Consider the following 17,464-nt stretch of genomic DNA (forward strand, 5'->3'; position numbering starts at 1 on the left):
GCCAATGACAGCCACGCCCCCCACCCCGGCATCGGCCGCTGCCCTGCCCTCGCTGGACCGGCTGCTGCGCCTGCCGGCCTTGGGAGCACTGATCGAGGGCCACGGCCGCAGCCGCATCACCCAGTTGTTGCGCGTACATCTGCAGGCGCTGCGTGAGCGCATCAGTGCCGCGCAGCTATCGGCCGAGCAGTTGCACCAGGCCATTGAAGGCCCGGCGCTGGTCGCGGCGCTCGACGCCGCAATCACCGCCGATGCGCGGCTCGACCTGCAGCCGATGTTCAACCTGACCGGCACCGTGTTGCACACCAACCTCGGCCGCGCCCTGTTGCCCGAAACCGCCGTGCACGCGGTCACCCGTACGATGACCGTGCCGATCGATCTGGAGTTCGACATCAGCCGCGGCCGCCGTGGCGACCGCGATGCACGGGTGCAGGCGCTGGTCTGCGAGCTGACCGGCGCCGAAGCCGCCACCGTGGTCAACAACAATGCGGCGGCGGTCCTGCTGCTGCTCAACAGCCTGGCCAACCGCCGCGAGGTGGTGGTCTCACGCGGCGAGCTGGTCGAGATTGGCGGCGCCTTCCGCATTCCTGATGTGATGCGTAGCGCCGGGGCGCGCCTGCTGGAAGTAGGCACCACCAACCGCACCCATCCGGCCGACTTCGCCAGCGCCATCGGCGCCCGCACCGCGTTGCTGATGGAGGTGCATGCCAGCAACTACGCGATCACGGGTTTCACCGCCAAGGTGGACACCGCGGCGATGGCGGCAATCGCGCATCAGCATGGCCTGCCGCTGGTGGTGGACCTGGGCAGTGGCAGCCTGTGTGATCTGGCCACCTTCGGCCTGCCGCACGAGCCGACCGTGCAGGACGCACTGGCCGCCGGTGCGGATCTGGTTTCGTTCAGTGGCGACAAGCTGCTGGGCGGGCCGCAGGCCGGCATCATCGCCGGCCGCGCCGACCTGATTGCGCGGATCAACCGCAACCCGCTCAAGCGGGCACTGCGCATGGACAAGATGGGCCTGGCCGCACTGGAAGCGGTGCTGGCCCTGTACCGCGAACCGGAGTACCTGGCGCAACGGTTGCCAACGCTGCGAACGCTGACGCGCACGCAGCAGGACATCGATGCACAGGCACAGCGCCTGCTGCCGGCCATGCGTTCCGCGCTGACGACCGACTGCACCCTTGAACGCGCATCGATGCACAGCCAGATCGGCAGCGGGGCGCAACCGCAGGCCCAGCTGGCCAGCGCCGGGCTGCGGGTCACATCGGCCCGTCGGGGTGGTCTGGATCGCCTGGCCAAGCGCCTGCGCCAGCTGCCCCGGCCGGTGTTGGGCCGCATCGCCGATGACGCGCTGTGGCTGGACCTGCGCTGCCTGGAACCTGCCGACGAAGCGGACTTCCTCGCCCAATGGAGCACGCTGCAGGCATGATCGTCGGCACCGCCGGGCATATCGACCATGGCAAGACGAGCCTGGTACGCGCACTGACCGGCATCGAGACCGATCGCCTGCAGGAAGAACGCACGCGCGGCATCTCCATCGAGCTGGGTTACGCGTACGTGCCCCTTGAAGGCACCGACGCGCAGGGCCCCGCCGCAACGCTGGGCTTCGTGGATGTGCCAGGCCATGAGCGCTTCGTGCACACGATGGTGGCCGGCGCCACCGGCATCGATGTCGCCCTGCTGGTGGTCGCTGCCGACGATGGGGTGATGCCGCAGACCCGCGAGCACCTTGCGATCCTGCAGTTGCTGGGTGTGAATCGCGGCGTGGTGGCACTGACCAAGATCGACCGCGTGGATGCCGCGCGCATCGCCCGGGTCGAGATCGAGGTCGCCGCGCTGCTGGCCGGCACGCCACTGCAGGATGCCCCTATGTTTGCCTGCAACAGCACCGCGCCCGGGGATGCAGGCATCGACGCGTTGCGCGCGCACCTGCACGCGTGGGCCGCGGGCGATGCCAACGCGCGCCAGGACGCGCTGCGCCGTGAACTGTTCCGCATGCCGGTGGACCGCGTGTTCTCGCTGGCCGGGCACGGCACGCTGGTGACCGGCGCGGTGCACGGCGGCATCGCCGCGGCAGGCGAGCACCTGCAGCTGATGCCGGCTGCCACCGACGTGCGCGTGCGCAGCATCCATGCGCAGAACCAGGCCAGCGAGCATGCGATGGCCGGGCAGCGCTGCGCACTGAACCTGGCGGCCATCGCCCGCGACGACATCAACCGTGGCGACTGGATTGCCGATCCGCGTGCGATGCGGGCCACCACCCGCGTCGACGTGCGCCTGCGGCTTTCCGCGTTGGCGCCGCCGCTGCGCGACCGGGCGCCCCTGCACATCCACTGGGGCACGATGCACAGGCAGGCCCATGCGGTGCTGCTGGAGGACCATGACCACGGCAACGGGCAGCTCGTGCAGCTGGTATTCGATGCGCCGGTCTGCGCGATGTGCGGCGACCGCTTCATCGCCCGCGACTCGGCGGCCACCCACACGTTGGGAGGCGGCATCGTGCTTGACCCGGAGCCGCCGCAACGGCGGCGGCGCAGCCCTGCCCGGCTTGCGTGGCTGGCGGCGCTGGAGCAACTGGCGGCCGGCGCCGGGCCTGGCCCGCTGCTGCAACAGGCGCCTGCCGGCATTCCTGCTACCGCCCTGCAACGCTACTGCCGACGTGCCGCCGATCGCATCGACCTGCCCGCGGACGCGCGGCGCATCGTCATCCGCGATGACACGGTGATCATCCTCGCCTCGCACTGGCAGGCGCTTGGCGAGCAGGTGATCACCTCGCTACGGGGTTGGCACGAGCGACGACCGGACGAACCCGGTGTCGACAGCGGACGCCTGCAGCGCAGCACCCTTCCTGCGCTGGCGACCGGCCTGTGGAATGCGCTGCTGCAGGATCTGCTCGACCACGGCAGCGTGCAGCGCGTGGGGGCCTGGTGGCGCCTGCCCGGCCACGACCACGCACCACCGGAGCGCGAACGCCAGCTGCTCGAACGCGTGCTGCCACAGCTGGACGCCGGCGGTTTCGATCCGCCATGGGTGCGTACGCTCGCCGCCGACCGTGGCCTCGCCGAAGACGACGTCCGCGCCATCCTGCGCCGCGCCGCTGCGCGCGGTGAACTGTTCCAGGTGGTACCGGACCTGTTCTATGCACCGGCCCGCATCGCCGAACTCGCTGCGATCGTCGCGCAGCTGTCACAGGCCACGGGCACCGTGGATGCGGCCGCCTTCCGCGATGCCATCGGCCTGGGCCGCAAGCGCAGCATCCAGATCTTGGAGTTCTTCAATCGCGTTGGCTACACTCGACGCGTCGGTGACCAGCATCGGCCGCGCGGCGATCTGCAATGGAACGCCCCCCACGGTTGAGCGCCCCGGCATCGCCGTACTTTCGGAAGGCATGCGCATCCGGGCATGCGGCTGGGCTTCAAACCCAGCAGGGGGCGTCGATCGTTCCCTGGTAGGTTCGACTCCTGCTGCCTTCCGCCATTGGTGTTTCCGCAGGAGATGTCGGCATGGCCACGCACGCGCAGTCCCCCGCCCCTTCACCCGCCGATGCCCCGCAACGCCTGACCTCACTGGCCCATGGTGGCGGCTGCGGCTGCAAGATCGCGCCGGGGGTGCTTTCCGAGCTGCTGCGTGGGGTTCCGGCGCTTCCCGCACCGGCCGAACTGCTGGTCGGGCGTGAGACCAGCGACGACGCGGCGGTGTATCGCCTCGATGATCGCCAGGCGATCGTCGCCACCACCGATTTCTTCATGCCGATCGTCGACGACCCGTTCGATTTCGGCCGCATCGCTGCGACCAACGCGCTGTCTGACCTGTATGCGATGGGCGCGCGGCCACTGTTCGCGCTGGCCATCGTCGGCATGCCGATCAACGTGCTGCCGCAGGACACCATCCGCGGCATCCTGCAGGGTGGCGAACGCGCCTGTGCCGATGCCGGCATCGTGGTCGCCGGTGGCCACAGCATCGATTCGGTGGAGCCCATCTACGGCCTGGCCGCGATCGGCGTGCTCGATCCACAGCGGCTCAAGCGCAATGCCGATGCCCGCGCCGGCGATGTGCTGGTGCTGGGCAAGCCATTGGGCGTGGGCGTGTATTCGTCGGCGCTGAAGAAGGAACTGCTGGATGCCGACGGCTACCGGCAGATGGTCCAATCAACCACCCGCCTGAACAGCGTTGGCGTGCCGCTGGCCGCATTGGACGGTGTGCACGCGATGACCGACGTTACCGGCTTCGGCCTGCTCGGCCATCTGCTGGAAGTGTGCCGCGCCAGCGGCGTCGCTGCCGAGGTGGACAGTGCACAGGTGCCGCTGCTGCCGCAGGCGCTGGACCTGCTGCAGCGGGGTTGCGTGACCGGCGCATCCAGCCGCAACTGGGCCTCGTATGGCGCCGAGGTGCGCTTCGCCGCGGGCATGGCGGCGCACTGGCAGCCACTGCTGACCGATCCGCAGACCAGTGGTGGCCTGCTGGTGTCATGCGCACCGGAAGCGGTGGATGCGGTGCTGGCCTGTTTCCACGATGCGGGGTTCTCCCAGGCAGCCGTGGTGGGCCGCCTGAACGCGGGAGCGCCGGGCGTCAGCGTGGTCTGAATGCCGGACCGAAGAAGGGCGCCAGAAGGCGCCCCTGCCGTCTCACTCGATGTTCTGCACCTGCTCGCGGATCTGGTCGATCAGCACCTTCAGCTCGACCGCCGCATTGGACGTGCGGCTGTCCACCGACTTCGAGCCCAGCGTATTGGCTTCGCGGTTGAACTCCTGCAGCAGGAAGTCCAGGCGGCGACCGACCGGCTCGCGCTGCTTGAGCACGCGACGGATCTCGACGATGTGGCTGCCCAGGCGGTCCAGTTCCTCATCCACGTCCAGCTTCTGCAGCCACAGCACCAGTTCCTGCTCGGCGCGGCCGGGATCGACCGGGTGCGGCAGGTCGGCCAGGCGTGCGGCCAGCTTGGCGCGCTGGCCGTCGCGAATGGCCGGAATCAAGCTGCGCACTTCGGCGGCGATGCGCTCGATGCCATCCACGCGCTCGGCAATCGCCGTGGACAGCTTGTCGCCTTCACGCTCACGGGCGGCAACGAAACCGTCCAGCACCTGGTCCAGCAGCGACAGCGCCTCGGCCTGCAACGCCGCCGCGTCGGTCGCCTCGCCCTGGGTCACGCCGGGCAGCTGCAGCAGTTCCGTGAAGCTGACCTGCAGATTGGGGAAATCGGAGGTCAGCCGGTGGGCCAGCTGGCCCAGCTGCCCCAGCAGCACCTCGTTGACCTGCAGGCTGCCCGCCGCTTCCGGCGCGCGCAGGCGCATCACCAGATCCAGCTTGCCGCGGCTCAGGCGCGCCGCAATGCGCTCACGCAGCTGCGGCTCCAGCGCCCGCAGTTCCTCGGGCAGGCGGGTGCCGACCTCCAGGAAGCGGTGGTTGACCGAGCGCAGCTCGCAGCCCAGCGTGCCCCACGGGGTGACCCGCTCGCCGCCGGCATAGGCGGTCATGCTTCGAATCATGGATTGTGTCCGGTGCGTGCAAAGGGGGAATGGTACCCTAGCGCCCTCACCAGAGCCCCCTTGCCCGCCCCGTGAAGGCCGCGGGCGTGGCGGCGTACTCCCACGCCATTACGGAACCCGCATCATGTCCGATTCCCGCCCCAGCGGCCGCCAGCCCGACCAGCTCCGACCGGTCGTCATCCAACGCGGCTTCACCCGCCATGCCGAAGGTTCGGTGCTGGTGTGCTTCGGTGAAACCCGCGTGCTGTGCACCGCCAGTGTCGAGAACCGCGTCCCGGGCTTCCTGCGCGGCAAGGGCGAAGGCTGGGTGACCGCCGAGTACGGCATGCTGCCGCGCGCCACCCACACCCGCAGCGACCGCGAAGCGGCGCGTGGCAAGCAGGGCGGCCGCACGCTGGAGATCCAGCGCCTGATCGGCCGCAGCCTGCGTGCCTGCGTGGACCGCAACTCGCTGGGCGAGCGCACCATCACCCTCGACTGCGACGTGCTGCAGGCCGACGGTGGCACCCGCACCGCCGCCATCACCGGCGCCTACGTGGCCCTGGTCGATGCAGTGAACGTGCTGATGAAGCGCGGCGACATCAAGCGCAACCCGATCCTGGGCGCGGTCGCGGCCGTGTCGGTGGGCGTGTACCGCGGCACGCCGGTGCTGGACCTGGACTACGCCGAAGACAGCGACTGCGACACCGACATGAACGTGGTGATGAACGACGGTGGCGGTTTCATCGAACTGCAGGGCACCGCCGAAGGCCATGCCTTCCGCCGCGATGAACTGGACGCCCTGCTGGGCCTGGCCGAGAAGGGCGTGCGCGAACTGCTGGACGCCCAGCAGGCGGCGTTGTCGGCATGAACCGGCGCCTTGCCCTGACCACCCTCGTGGTGGCTGATTACGACGAAGCCATCGCCTGGTACACCGGCAAGCTCGGCTTCTCGCTGCTGGAAGACATCGACCAGGGCAGCAAGCGCTGGGTGGTGGTCGGACCGACCGACGGCAGCGCCGCCGCCCTGCTGCTGGCCCGCGCCAGCAACGAGGAACAGCGCAGCCGCATCGGCAACCAGACCGGTGGCCGGGTCGCCTTCTTCCTCAACACCGACGACTTCCACCGCGACCACGCGGCGATGCTGGCCGCCGGGGTCGAATTCCTGGAAGCACCGCGCGAAGAAGCCTATGCAACGGTCGCGGTGTTCCGCGATCTGTATGGCAACACCTGGGACCTGCTGGAGCCCCGCCAATGAAGAAACTGGTACTGGCCAGCCACAACGCCGGCAAGCTTGTGGAGATGCAGGAGATCCTCGCCGACCTGCCGTTGCAGATCACCTCCGCCGCCGAGCTGGGCCTGGGCGACGTGGAAGAGACCGGCCTGACCTTCGTCGAGAACGCGCTGCTGAAGGCGCGCGCGGCCTGCGAAGCGACCGGCCTGCCGGCGCTGGCCGATGATTCGGGCCTGATCGTCGATGCCCTCGGCGGTGCACCGGGCCTGTACAGCGCGCGCTATGCCGGCCAGCCGACCAATGCCGCGGCCAACAACGCCAAGCTGCTGGACGCGATGGCCGAAGTGCCCGACGGCCAGCGCAGCGCCCGCTTCTATGCGGTGATCGTCCTGCTGCGCCATGCCACCGACCCGCAGCCACTGATCTGCGAGGGCCGCTGGGAAGGACAGATCACCCGCGAACCGCGCGGCAGCAACGGCTTCGGCTACAACCCGGTGTTCCTGGATACCACCCACGGCCTGACCGCCGCGGAGATGGAAACGCCCCTGAAGAACGCCATCAGCCACCGCGCCCTCGCCCTGCAGCAGCTCAAGCAGCAGCTGGCCACGCTGTATTGATGCGTTCCTGATTACCCAAGGGAAGCCGGCCAGTGGCCGGCACTACCGATGAAGCCCATGCCGCACGCCCACGACCACTGCAACCACCTGCCCGGCGAAACCTGCCCGGGCGACCACGACACTCCGCCGCGCCTGGTGCCGCCGCCGTTGTCGCTGTACGTGCACCTGCCGTGGTGCGTGCGCAAATGCCCCTACTGCGACTTCAACTCGCACCAGGCCAAGGGCGAGCTGCCGTTCGATGCCTACATCGACGCGCTGCTGCGCGACCTGGACCAGGACCTGCCGCTGGTCTGGGGACGGGTGGTGCACAGCGTGTTCTTCGGTGGCGGCACGCCCAGCCTGTTCCCGCCGGAAGCGATCGACCGCTTCCTGCAGCAGGCCAGCGCGCGCCTGCGCTTCGCGCCCAATGCCGAGATCACCCTGGAAACCAACCCGGGCACCGCCGAACACGGCCGTTTCGACCGCTATCGCGCGGCCGGCGTGAACCGCCTCAGCTTCGGCATCCAGAGTTTCGACGACGCGATGCTCAAGCGCCTGGGCCGCATCCACGACAGTGGCGAGGCCGAGCGCGCGGTGAAGATGGCGCAGGACGCGGGCTACGACAATTTCAACATCGACCTGATGTACGCGCTGCCGGAACAGACCCTGGCCGGCGCCGGGGCCGATCTTGAACGCGCCTTCGCACTGCAGCCGGCGCACATCTCGCACTACCAGCTGACCCTGGAACCGAACACGGTGTTCTTCGCACGGCCGCCGCAGGGCATTCCCGATGAGGACAACGCCTGGGACATGCAGGAACACTGCCAGGCCCTGCTGGCACAGGCCGGCTTTGGCCAGTACGAGGTCAGCGCCTATGCGCGCCCTGGCCGGCAGAGTGCGCACAACCTGAACTACTGGCGCTTCGGCGACTACCTGGGCATCGGCGCCGGCGCGCACGGCAAGATCAGTTCCGGTGCCGAGGAGCACGTACTGCGACGCTGGAAACTGAAACATCCGCAGGCCTACCTCGACAGCGCGGGCACCCCCGCCTCGTTCGGCGGCGACGATGTCATCGCCCCCGGGCGGCTGCCGTTCGAGTACATGCTGAACCTGCTGCGCCTGCACGAAGGTTTCAGCCTGCGCGATTTCGAGTCGCGCACCGGCCTGCCGCGCAGCGTGCTGGACGCACCGCTGGCCGAGGCCGTGCAGCGCGGCTGGCTGACCGTTGACAATGGCCACGTACAGCCCACCGAGCTGGGCCGCCGCTTCACCAACGATGTGGTGAGCCTGTTCCTGGAGGAGTAAGGCCTCCGCCGTAACGGGTAGTGCCGGCCGCTGGCCGGCAATCCGGTGCGGATCGCGTTGCCGGCCAGCGGCCGGCACTACCGCGCATCGGGGCCATGCCCGGCAGATGCATTTCACATTCACCCTAAAGTAGCGCCGACATCGGCCGACACGGTAGATTCACCAGATCGATCCGCGGGAATCCGGGTACCGCTCGCCGATGTCAGCTGTTTTTTCCCCCACCCCTGCCGACAAGGCCCGCCTGGCCGCGGCCGACCTGCCGCCGCGGGTGCGCGAACTGCTGGGCGCGTTGATCGGCCTGTGCCGGCAGACCCTGGCCGCGCCGCTGATCCTGACCGTCGAAGCGCTGGAACAGACCCTGCTGCACGACGCCGATCGCGCGCGCAATCCGCTGCAGCAGGCCGAACTGATGGCCCAGCGCGGCCAGCTGCATGCCTTTGCCGGTCATTTCCCCGACCGCATGCTGGATTCCGTTGCCGAGGCCTTGGCGCGCCTGCGCGAGCCTGCGGCTGCAACCCCCGCCGGGGCCACCCCGCCGCCGCTGCCGGGCATGCTGGGGCTGTCGCTGGTGGCCGAGCATGACGTCGACCGCGACCTGCTGCTGACCGAGATGATCCGGCGCGAAACCCTGCGCTCGACCAATACCCTGAACCTGCTCGGGCAACGGCTGGGCGTGCTGGCGGCGGCGCCGGCATTCGAGGCCGACGCGCTGCCGCTGGCGCCGCAGGCATTGTGCGCGATGGTGCGCCGGCTCGCGGAGCAGGACACCCTCGGCGCCGACGTACAGCTGGCGCTGTATCGCAGCTTCGAGCGCCAGGTGCTGGAACGGCTGGGCGATGTGCTCGACCGCGCCAATGCGCTGCTGGCCCAGAACGGCGTTCTGCCCGGCCTGGTCTACACGCCTTACCTGGCCCGTTCGTCGAGCACGCGACGCATCATCACCCACTCCGTCGGCGGTGGCCGCGCGACGCAGCCGGCCAAGCGTGCCCCGGCAGCGCCGCTGACCGGCTGGAACGGGTCGGCAGCGTCAGGCTCGTGGTCGAACCTGGTGCAGGAGGCGGTCAGCGACGCCGGTGGCCGCGACACCGCCGTGCCTGGGCTCACCACCTCCACCGGCAGTGCGCTGCACGACCTGCTGCAGCAGGCCCGGCACGCCAGCACCGCGCCCGCGCCGTCCGCTGCGGTACCCAGCGCCGCCGTGGATGCGGTGCTCGCGCGCCTGCAGGCCCAGTCCAGCGCCGCCACCGGCCTTGCCGACCTGCAGACCGCGGTGGTCGCCCAGCTGCGCAGCGAACACGGCGCGCAGGCCCAGCTGGGCAGCCACGACCGCGACAATCTCGACCTGCTGCGCCTGCTGATGCAGCAGGTACAGCAGCAGCAACGTCCCGACCCGGTACCGGCCGCGCTACTGGCGCGCCTGCAGGTGCCGCTGGCGCGCGCGGCCATGGCCGACCCTGGCTTCTTCGTGCGTGACGAGCACCCCGCCCGCGAACTGCTCAACCAGATCGCCGAAGCCGGCGCCCACTGGCTCGGCGATGATGACGTCGACCCCCAACTGCTGCAGCGCATGGCGCAGAGCGTGCAGGGGCTGCTCGGCCAGGATGCGCGCACGCCCGAGGCCTTCGCTGCCGCCAATGAAGACGTGCAGCAGCACCAGCGCGCGGCCGCCCATCGCGCCGAGCTGGCCGAGCGCCGCCACGTCGAGGCCGCACGCGGCAAGGAACGCCTGGACCTGGCACGACGCCAGGCCAGTGCACAGATCGACCAGTGCTGCGATACCCAGGCGCCGCCGCGCTTCGTGCAGACCCTGCTGCGCCAGGCGTGGGCCGACGCCCTGACATTGACCCGCCTGCGGCATGGTGACGATTCACCGCAGTGGCAGGAGCGCCTGCAGCAGACCCAGCGCATCGCGGCGGTGACCGCCCAGGCCGCGGACGCTGCCGATGGCACCGACGCTGCGCTGGCCACCGAGGTGGAAGCGGCGCTGGTGCAGGTCGGCTACCACGCCGAGGAGGCCGCCGCCGTCGCGCGTCGCCTGGCCACGCCCGGCGGCGAGGACGAAAGCACATCGCGTACCGAACTCAGCGCACGCCTGAAAGCACGCGCGCGACTGGGCGAGCATGCCGGCACGTCCAGCGCAGGCGCGCCCGCCGAGCCACGCAGCAGTGCCGAAGAAGCCGCCTACCAACAGCTGTCCACCCTGCCGTTCGGCAGCTGGTTCGACATCGACACCGGCGATGGCACACTGCGCCGCCAGCGCCTGTCGTGGTACAGCCTGCTGACCGGCCACGCGCTGATGGTCAATCCACGCGGACAGAAGATCGCCGATACCGACCTGGATACCCTCGCCCGCCAGCTCAGCGCCGGCCGCGCGCAGCTGGTCACCGAAGACAAGGGCCGCCTGGTCGATCGTGCCTGGCAGGCCAGCCTCGATGCGCTGCGTGCGCTGGCCGTGGGCCACACCCGGAAAACCCCTGCATGAACACCCAGCCGCCACAGGACACCCGTCGGGCACCGCGCCGCCAGGTCTCGGACCTGGTGCCGGTGACCGACCAGATGCGCGACAGCGTAGTGGGCCGCCTCGGCAACGTTTCTGAAACCGGCATGCTGATGCTGGCCAGCGTGCCGTTGCGCGAGGATGCGCTGTACCAGCTGCGATTCCCGCTGCCGATGGCCGATGGCCGCCAGGAAGCCATCGACGTAGGCGTGCACCTGCTGTGGAGCGAACCGGCGCACGTGCCGGGACAGAGCTGGACCGGCTTCCGCTTCCTCACCCTGTCACGCGAACATCGGCAGCTGCTGCGCCAGTGGGTGGACGAAGACAGCGACGAGGGACCGGTTTCGACGGCCTGAGTGCCGGTTCCGGCACAGCGGTTTTTCGCGGTATGCGGCAGAATCTAGGGCCGTTTTCCGTGTCGAGCCACCGCAATGATCCAGCAAGACCCCGGCGCCCTGTATTCCGACCACCTGGCCGTGCTGTGCCGACGTGCCGAACAGGCGCTGGCCCGCGGCGGCTTCGATCACCTGGTGGTGCCCAGCGGCACCCTGCACTACCAGGTGTTCGACGACCGCGACTACCCGTACGCGGTGAATCCGCAGTTCAAGGCCTGGCTGCCGCTCACCCGCGTGCCGAACAGCTGGATCGTGTTCACGCCCGGCAAGCGCCCGGCGGTGATCTTCCACCAGCCCTTCGATTACTGGCACGTGGTGCCGGATGCACCGAGCGGCTGGTGGGTGGAGCACTTCGACATCCACATCATCCGCACGCCCGAAGAAGCACTGGCGCTGCTGCCGGCCGACCCGTCGCGCTGCGCGATCCTCGGCGAGCCGCAGAGCGCGCTGGGTGCATTCGTGCCGAACAACCCGGCGCCGGTGGTGAACTACCTGGAATGGCACCGCGCCTACAAGACGCCGTATGAAATCGCGTTGATGCGCCAGGCGCAGGTGCTGGGCGTGCGTGGCCATCGTGCCGCCGAGGCCGCATTCCGCAATGGCGCCGACGAATTCAGCATCCACATGGCCTACTGCCAGGCCGTGGGCCAGGATGCCAATGAACTGCCGTACGGCAACATCGTCGCGCTGAACGAACACGCCGCCGTGCTGCACTACACCGAGCTGGGCCGCAAGGCGCCGCAGCCGCTGCGCAGCTTCCTGATCGATGCCGGCGCCAGCGCGTACGGCTACGCCAGCGACATCACCCGCACCTACGCCGCGCACGGCCACGACGAGTTCGCCGCGATGATCGCCGCCGTCGATGCCGCCCAGCAGAAGATGTGTGCGGCGGTGCGCGCCGGCTTCGACTACAAGCAGCTGCACGTGGACGCGCATCTCTCGCTGATGGGCGTACTGAAGGACTTCGGCGTCATCAAGGTGTCGCCGCAGACCGCCGTGGAGACCGGCGTCAGCGCCGCGTTCTTCCCGCACGGCATCGGTCACCTGATCGGCCTGCAGGTGCACGACGTGGCCGGTTTCGCGGCCAGCGACGAAGGCGGCCGCGTCGAGCGCCCGGCGGGGCATCCCTACCTGCGCCTGACCCGCGTGCTGGAGCCGGGCATGGTGGTGACCATCGAACCGGGCCTGTACTTCATCGACATGTTGTTGAACGAAGTGAAGGACGCCGGCCATGGCGATGCGATCAACTGGGACCGCGTGGACTTCTTCCGTCCGTATGGCGGCATCCGCATCGAGGACGAAGTGCTGTGCACCGAGGGCGAGGCGGACAACCTAACGCGGCCGGAGTTTGCAGCGGCCAACGGCTGAGCCCCTCGTGGTTGGATGCTTAGAGCAAAAGCCGCGCTTGGCCGGGCGGGGTGGGTTTGCAGGACACGCCGTAAACCCATCCATGGGGGCTCGATGGCGCCATCCATGGCGCCAACGGTCCTGCAAACCCACCCCGCCCGGCCTTTGACAGTTTCCTGCGCGCGTCCAACCACGGAAAAGAAAATAGAAAAGCAAAAGCGGGTCGCTTGCTTCGCTCGCTCTATGTCGACCAAGGTCGACACCCACCAACAGCCGCAGTGGCCAGTAGATCCACGCCATGCGTGGAAGATTCATTCGATATCTGACAGATGTGCCGACCAACGGTCGGCACCCACCGACAGATCGCAGGGATCTGTCAGAGGCGGGGCGGTGTGGGTGGGCAGGACCGTTGGCGCCATGGATGGCGCCATCGAGCCCCCATGGGTGAGGGCGCTTTGCTTGCGAAGCACTGCTTCGCAAGCGCCCGAACGCACAGCCGCCAGCGGCTGGGCCGGACCCCGGAGGGGGGTTTACGGCGTGTCCTGACCACCCACACCGCCCCGCCATCCCACGGAATGTCAGCTTCTGCCGTTGCTGTTGCGTTTCAGCAGGTGCAGGGCTGCAAGCCCTGCCGAAACCCCTTAACCCGCCATCACCGCTTCGATCTCGTCGGCGCTGCGCGCCAGGCCTTCGGTCAACACCCGATGGCCATCATCGGTGATCAGCACATCATCCTCGGTGCGAATGCCGATACCGCGCCAGCGTGGCTCCACCGTCGTGTCGTCCACGCCGATGTACAACCCCGGCTCGATGGTGAACGCCATGCCCGGCTCCAGCAGGCGCGAATCACCGGCCAGGCGGTAATCGCCCACGTCGTGCACATCCAGCCCGATCCAGTGCCCGGTCTTGTGCCGGTAGAAGCGCTGGTACAGGCCTTCGGACAGGTTCTTTTCCAGCGTGCCCTTCAGCAGGCCCAGCCGCAGCAGGCCCTCGGTCAGGGTCTGCACCGCCGCCAGGTGGCCGCTCTCGTACGGCACGCCCGGCTTCGCCTGCGCCAGTGCCGCGGCCTGCGCCTCACCGACCAGGTCATGCAGCGCGCGCTGCTCGGCACTGAAGCGGCCGTTCACCGGGAAGGTACGGGTGATGTCGCTGGCGTAGCCGCGGTACTCGGCACCGGCATCGATCAGCACCAGCTCGCCATCACGCGAACGCGCGTTGTTGTCGCGGTAGTGCAGGATGCAGCCGTTGCGGCCTGCACCGACGATGCTGCAGTACGCCGGAACGGTATCATTGGCGCGGAACACGCGTTCCAGCTCGGCCTGCAGCTCGTACTCGTGGATTCCCGCCTTGGCCGCCTTCATCGCCGCCAGATGGGCGCGCACGCTGATCTGCGCGGCATGCTGCATCAGCGCCACTTCGGCACCGGACTTGAACAGGCGCTGTTCGTGCAGGAGGTGGCCCAGCTCCAGGAACTCATGCGGCGGCTGCGCGCCGTGGCGCACCTGTGAGCGCACGCGGTTGACCCAGCCGATCAGCTTCAGGTCGAAATCCGCGTCGCGGCCGAAGTGGTAGTAGACGCGCGACCGCCCTTCCAGCAGGCCCGGCAGAATGTCGTCCAGATCATCGATCGGATAGGCATCGTCCATGCCGAACTGCGCCACCGCGCCTTCCTGGCCAGCACGGCTGCCGTCCCAGGCCTCACGCTCGGCATCACGCTCGCGGCAGAACAGGATGGCCTCGCCATGGCGACGGCCGGGAATCAGCACCAGCACCGCTTCCGGCTCGGGGAAGCCACTCAGGTACTGGAAGTCCGAATCCTGCCGGAACGGATAATGGGTATCGAGGCTGCGCACCTTCTCCGCCGCAGCCGGCAGCACCAGGATCGCGTCCTCGCCGGCCATGTCCATCAGCTGGCGGCGCCGACGCTTGTACTCGCCGGCCGCGATGCCGGTGCGCTGCTTGATATCCATCAGTTCAGGCGCTGCCGATGGCGCGAGGCCAGCACCACGTCGCCGTGCAGCAGCAGCACCGCCACGCGGATGAACTCCTCGATCTCCGACAGGGCGTCGTCGTCGTCATCGCCACCGGCCTCGAAATCCTCGCTGGAGGCACGGGCCAGGCTGGCCATGTCGGTCAGCGCCTCTTCGCCCTCTTCGGACAGGGTCGGGCGGCGGCCGCCGCTGCCCAGGCCGAAACCGCCCAGGAACGAGCGGGTCCAGCTGAACATGGCATCGGCCTGCGCGGCCACCTCGTCGCTGTCGGTCAGCAACAGCTCGAAGGCGAAGTCGCGGTCTTCCAGCTGCTTGATGGTGACCTGCAGCAGCTGGCCCAGCACGCTGTCGGCGGCCACCGGCGGCAGGTTGTCGTCGGCCAGCACGCGCGCCGGCCAGTCGTTGCCGGGGGCGCCGCCGGCGGCCAGCCAGCCGCACAGTGCGCCGTGCAGCTCGGCGGCGGTGGCGCCCAGGCCCAGTTCCTGGCTGGCGCGGTTAACGTCGTCGACGGAGGGAAGTTCAGTCATCGTGCGGCTCGTTCGGAAAAGGAAACCCGGGGCGCGCCGGCGCGCCCGTGAGACCCCGTAGTGTAGCAATCCGACGGCCTCCTCCCCGTGGCCGTCCGGCCTTGCTGCGACAACGCTTGACCGCCCTTGCCCGGCTTGCCTATCGTGCCCGCATGGAACCCGCCGATCCCCTTGCCCAGCTGCAGGACTTCGCCGCCCGCGTGGAGGCGTTGCTTGAACGCAACCAGCGCCTGGCCGAGGAGAACCGCAGCCTGCGCCACCAGCAGGAACAGCTGGTGGCCGAGCGTTCCACGCTGCTGGCCAAGAACGAGCAGGCACGCTCGCGGGTGGAAGCAATGATCAGCCGGCTCAAATCCCTGGAGCAGCACACATGAGTGCCGAACCGGTCAGTGTCCGCATCCTCGATCGTGAATACACCGTGGGCGTCGGTGGCGATGAACGCGACAGCCTGATGGCCGCCGCGCGCCTGCTCGATGCCCGCATGCGCGAGATCCGCGGCAGCAACCGCATGGCCGCCGTGGACCGCGTGGCGGTACTGGCCGCGTTGAACCTGGCCCATGAACTGCAACTGCTGCGCGACGAGAACGCCCGCCAGGCGGTGGCGCTGCAGCAGACGCTGGCCGATCTGAACCGGCGCCTGGACCGCGCGATCGACGGCGGCGCCTGAAGAACGCGCACAACGCGCCAATTCTCATATCTGAATTGGCACGGACTGTTGCCGACGAACGGCCTATCCAGATCCTGCGCGCTGGCTATAATGGCAACGCGTTCTCTGCGGTACTCGACGGCATGTGCAAACATTCGCCTTGTCCCTTAAGAACGACACCGGGAGCGCGACAGCGCCGGGAGTGCAGGTCCGCCTTGTAGCGGGAAGCCCGATGGTTCTCCAGCGTTCCCACTTGAGCCCCCGGGTTCAAGGTCGTTTCGCATGCATCGACATTGCGGAGAATGCAATATTCCAGCAAGGGCGGCGTCTTCGGGCGTCGCCCTTGTTCTTTCCGGCACAATGGCGGCTGATCCTTGCCGCACGCTGCCATGACCGACCCGCGCCAGGCCCTGCGCCACGACCTGCGGCAACGCCGCCGCGACCTTTCCGCCGCTGAGCGCATTGCCGCCGCCGAATTACTTGCCGATGCCCTGCTGGCACTGCCGTTCGCGCCGCGCGAAGGCGCCGTGGCCGGCTACTGGGCGCTGGATGGCGAGATCGCCCTGCACCGCTGGCAGCTGCAGTTGCCCGAAGGCCTCACCTACTGCCTGCCGGTGTTGGCCGGCGACGTGCTGCGCTTCGCACCGTGGCGCCCCGGCCAACCGCTGACCAGCAACCGTTACGGCATCCCCGAGCCCGACGTGGCGCTGGCAGACACGCTGGAACCGGCGCAGATGGCGCTGGTGGTGACCCCGCTGGTGGGCTTCGACACGCAGTGCCGGCGGCTGGGCATGGGGGGCGGCTGGTATGATCGCAGCTTCGCCTTCCGCCATGACCGGCCGGCGCCGCCCTGGCTGGTCGGTGCGGCGTTCGCGGTGCAGCAGGTCGAGTCCTTGCCGGTGGCGTCGTGGGACGTGCCGGTGGATGCGATCTGCACCGAAGGCGGCACCCTGTTCCCCTCCGCTGCCCCCGTGAACGCATGACCGCCCGCAAGCGCTACTGGCTGATGAAGTCCGAACCGGACGCCTTCTCCATCGATGACCTGGCCAAGGTCAAGGTCGAACCCTGGAACGGGGTGCGCAACTACCAGGCGCGCAATTTCATGCGCGATGGCATGCAGGTCGGCGACGGCATCCTGTTCTATCACTCCAATACCAAGGTGCCGGGCATCGTCGGCCTGGCCACGGTGGCCAGCGCGGCCTATCCGGACGACACCCAGTTCGACCCGGCATCCGACTACCACGACCCCAAGAGCACGCGCGAGAACCCGCGCTGGATGCTGGTGGACGTGGCCTTCGACCGCAAGCTCAAGCAGGTGATCGCGCTGGACGAGATCAAGCTGCACGCCGACGAGCTCGGCGAAGGCTTCCCGCTGGTTGCCAAGGGCAACCGCCTGTCGGTGTTCCCGGTGACCGCCACGCAGTGGAAGCTGCTGCTGTCGCTGGAAAAGAAATCCTGATTC

Annotated in this window: 17 protein-coding genes, 1 tRNA gene and 1 other RNA gene; 16 read left to right on the top strand and 3 right to left on the bottom strand. The window is 68.8% G+C overall.

Annotated elements, in window-relative coordinates:
- Positions 1–4: 4 nt before the first annotated feature.
- The 4 genes from selA to selD all read left to right on the top strand — a co-directional run bounded on the left by selA (position 5) and on the right by selD (position 4,583).
- Positions 5–1,429, top strand: a complete 1,425-nt coding sequence (gene selA / locus K5L94_RS18025; RefSeq protein ID WP_274511073.1) for an L-seryl-tRNA(Sec) selenium transferase — start codon at positions 5–7, stop codon at positions 1,427–1,429.
- The gene (selB, locus tag K5L94_RS18030) at positions 1,426–3,357 is read left to right on the top strand and encodes a selenocysteine-specific translation elongation factor (protein ID WP_274511076.1); all 1,932 of its coding nucleotides are present in this window, start codon (positions 1,426–1,428) and stop codon (positions 3,355–3,357) included. The genes selA and selB overlap by 4 nt, the downstream gene beginning before the upstream one ends.
- 24 nt (positions 3,358–3,381) lie before the next feature.
- A tRNA-Sec gene (locus K5L94_RS18035) sits at positions 3,382–3,477 on the top strand.
- Between the two features lie 26 nt (positions 3,478–3,503).
- Positions 3,504–4,583, top strand: coding sequence for a selenide, water dikinase SelD (gene selD, locus K5L94_RS18040; RefSeq protein ID WP_274511078.1), 1,080 nt, complete (start codon positions 3,504–3,506; stop codon positions 4,581–4,583).
- Between the two features lie 42 nt (positions 4,584–4,625).
- On the opposite strand, the gene K5L94_RS18045 is transcribed toward selD, so the two are convergent.
- Positions 4,626–5,486 (bottom strand): YicC/YloC family endoribonuclease, encoded by an 861-nt coding sequence (locus K5L94_RS18045; RefSeq protein WP_049457277.1) that lies wholly within the window; start codon positions 5,484–5,486, stop codon positions 4,626–4,628.
- A gap of 124 nt (positions 5,487–5,610) precedes the next feature.
- Here K5L94_RS18045 and rph point away from each other — a divergent pair, with 124 nt between their 5' ends.
- From rph to pepQ, 7 genes are all read left to right on the top strand, one after another.
- Entirely contained in the window at positions 5,611–6,336 is a 726-nt protein-coding gene (gene rph / locus K5L94_RS18050) for a ribonuclease PH (RefSeq protein ID WP_274511080.1), read from the top strand.
- Positions 6,333–6,722 carry a VOC family protein gene (locus K5L94_RS18055; protein ID WP_053450691.1) on the top strand — a complete coding sequence of 130 codons (390 nt, stop codon included), beginning with the start codon at positions 6,333–6,335 and terminating at the stop codon, positions 6,720–6,722. Before rph ends, K5L94_RS18055 begins: the two co-directional genes overlap by 4 nt.
- On the top strand, positions 6,719–7,315 hold the full coding sequence (rdgB, locus tag K5L94_RS18060) for an RdgB/HAM1 family non-canonical purine NTP pyrophosphatase (protein WP_049457279.1): 597 nt from the start codon (positions 6,719–6,721) through the stop codon (positions 7,313–7,315). The genes K5L94_RS18055 and rdgB overlap by 4 nt, the downstream gene beginning before the upstream one ends.
- 57 nt (positions 7,316–7,372) lie before the next feature.
- Positions 7,373–8,599, top strand: coding sequence for a radical SAM family heme chaperone HemW (gene hemW, locus K5L94_RS18065; protein WP_053451375.1), 1,227 nt, complete (start codon positions 7,373–7,375; stop codon positions 8,597–8,599).
- Positions 8,600–8,798: 199 nt separating this feature from the next.
- Positions 8,799–11,081 (top strand): DUF1631 family protein, encoded by a 2,283-nt coding sequence (locus K5L94_RS18070; protein ID WP_053450692.1) that lies wholly within the window; start codon positions 8,799–8,801, stop codon positions 11,079–11,081.
- Positions 11,078–11,452, top strand: coding sequence for a PilZ domain-containing protein (locus K5L94_RS18075; protein ID WP_053450693.1), 375 nt, complete (start codon positions 11,078–11,080; stop codon positions 11,450–11,452). The genes K5L94_RS18070 and K5L94_RS18075 overlap by 4 nt, the downstream gene beginning before the upstream one ends.
- A gap of 75 nt (positions 11,453–11,527) precedes the next feature.
- The gene (pepQ, locus tag K5L94_RS18080) at positions 11,528–12,859 is read left to right on the top strand and encodes a Xaa-Pro dipeptidase (RefSeq protein WP_053450694.1); all 1,332 of its coding nucleotides are present in this window, start codon (positions 11,528–11,530) and stop codon (positions 12,857–12,859) included.
- A gap of 620 nt (positions 12,860–13,479) precedes the next feature.
- Here pepQ and K5L94_RS18085 read toward each other — a convergent pair.
- Together K5L94_RS18085 and K5L94_RS18090 are read right to left on the bottom strand one after the other, a co-directional pair.
- Positions 13,480–14,802 (bottom strand): aminopeptidase P N-terminal domain-containing protein, encoded by a 1,323-nt coding sequence (locus tag K5L94_RS18085; RefSeq protein WP_274512640.1) that lies wholly within the window; start codon positions 14,800–14,802, stop codon positions 13,480–13,482.
- A gap of 5 nt (positions 14,803–14,807) precedes the next feature.
- The gene (locus K5L94_RS18090) at positions 14,808–15,356 is read right to left on the bottom strand and encodes a UPF0149 family protein (RefSeq protein ID WP_053450696.1); all 549 of its coding nucleotides are present in this window, start codon (positions 15,354–15,356) and stop codon (positions 14,808–14,810) included.
- A gap of 152 nt (positions 15,357–15,508) precedes the next feature.
- On the opposite strand from K5L94_RS18090, the gene K5L94_RS18095 reads away from it, so the two are divergent.
- From K5L94_RS18095 to K5L94_RS18115, 5 genes are all read left to right on the top strand, one after another.
- Positions 15,509–15,730, top strand: a complete 222-nt coding sequence (locus K5L94_RS18095) for a TIGR02449 family protein (RefSeq protein ID WP_005410898.1) — start codon at positions 15,509–15,511, stop codon at positions 15,728–15,730.
- Positions 15,727–16,023, top strand: coding sequence for a cell division protein ZapA (locus tag K5L94_RS18100; protein WP_006467013.1), 297 nt, complete (start codon positions 15,727–15,729; stop codon positions 16,021–16,023). The genes K5L94_RS18095 and K5L94_RS18100 overlap by 4 nt, the downstream gene beginning before the upstream one ends.
- A 99-nt stretch (positions 16,024–16,122) precedes the next feature.
- Positions 16,123–16,308: non-coding RNA, 6S RNA (gene ssrS, locus K5L94_RS18105), on the top strand.
- An 83-nt stretch (positions 16,309–16,391) separates the two neighbouring features.
- On the top strand, positions 16,392–16,985 hold the full coding sequence (locus K5L94_RS18110) for a 5-formyltetrahydrofolate cyclo-ligase (RefSeq protein ID WP_053450697.1): 594 nt from the start codon (positions 16,392–16,394) through the stop codon (positions 16,983–16,985).
- Positions 16,982–17,461 (top strand): EVE domain-containing protein, encoded by a 480-nt coding sequence (locus tag K5L94_RS18115; RefSeq protein ID WP_049458240.1) that lies wholly within the window; start codon positions 16,982–16,984, stop codon positions 17,459–17,461. Before K5L94_RS18110 ends, K5L94_RS18115 begins: the two co-directional genes overlap by 4 nt.
- Positions 17,462–17,464: the final 3 nt, after the last annotated feature.

The sequence above is a fragment of the Stenotrophomonas forensis genome (assembly GCF_028752115.1).
Classification (GTDB): Bacteria; Pseudomonadota; Gammaproteobacteria; order Xanthomonadales; family Xanthomonadaceae; genus Stenotrophomonas; species Stenotrophomonas forensis.

Excerpts from the sequence above, each read along its gene's own strand:
- K5L94_RS18070 (WP_053450692.1), top strand. The coding sequence starts at position 8,799 with ATGTCAGCTGTTTTTTCCCCCACCCCTGCCGACAAGGCCCGCCTGGCC.
- rdgB (WP_049457279.1), top strand. The coding sequence starts at position 6,719 with ATGAAGAAACTGGTACTGGCCAGCCACAACGCCGGCAAGCTTGTGGAG.
- K5L94_RS18115 (WP_049458240.1), top strand. The coding sequence starts at position 16,982 with ATGACCGCCCGCAAGCGCTACTGGCTGATGAAGTCCGAACCGGACGCC.
- selD (WP_274511078.1), top strand. The coding sequence starts at position 3,504 with ATGGCCACGCACGCGCAGTCCCCCGCCCCTTCACCCGCCGATGCCCCG.
- selB (WP_274511076.1), top strand. The coding sequence starts at position 1,426 with ATGATCGTCGGCACCGCCGGGCATATCGACCATGGCAAGACGAGCCTG.
- K5L94_RS18100 (WP_006467013.1), top strand. The coding sequence starts at position 15,727 with ATGAGTGCCGAACCGGTCAGTGTCCGCATCCTCGATCGTGAATACACC.
- K5L94_RS18045 (WP_049457277.1), bottom strand. The coding sequence starts at position 5,486 with ATGATTCGAAGCATGACCGCCTATGCCGGCGGCGAGCGGGTCACCCCG.
- rph (WP_274511080.1), top strand. The coding sequence starts at position 5,611 with ATGTCCGATTCCCGCCCCAGCGGCCGCCAGCCCGACCAGCTCCGACCG.
- K5L94_RS18110 (WP_053450697.1), top strand. The coding sequence starts at position 16,392 with ATGACCGACCCGCGCCAGGCCCTGCGCCACGACCTGCGGCAACGCCGC.
- K5L94_RS18055 (WP_053450691.1), top strand. The coding sequence starts at position 6,333 with ATGAACCGGCGCCTTGCCCTGACCACCCTCGTGGTGGCTGATTACGAC.
- K5L94_RS18095 (WP_005410898.1), top strand. The coding sequence starts at position 15,509 with ATGGAACCCGCCGATCCCCTTGCCCAGCTGCAGGACTTCGCCGCCCGC.
- pepQ (WP_053450694.1), top strand. The coding sequence starts at position 11,528 with ATGATCCAGCAAGACCCCGGCGCCCTGTATTCCGACCACCTGGCCGTG.
- hemW (WP_053451375.1), top strand. The coding sequence starts at position 7,373 with ATGCCGCACGCCCACGACCACTGCAACCACCTGCCCGGCGAAACCTGC.
- K5L94_RS18075 (WP_053450693.1), top strand. The coding sequence starts at position 11,078 with ATGAACACCCAGCCGCCACAGGACACCCGTCGGGCACCGCGCCGCCAG.
- K5L94_RS18090 (WP_053450696.1), bottom strand. The coding sequence starts at position 15,356 with ATGACTGAACTTCCCTCCGTCGACGACGTTAACCGCGCCAGCCAGGAA.
- selA (WP_274511073.1), top strand. The coding sequence starts at position 5 with ATGACAGCCACGCCCCCCACCCCGGCATCGGCCGCTGCCCTGCCCTCG.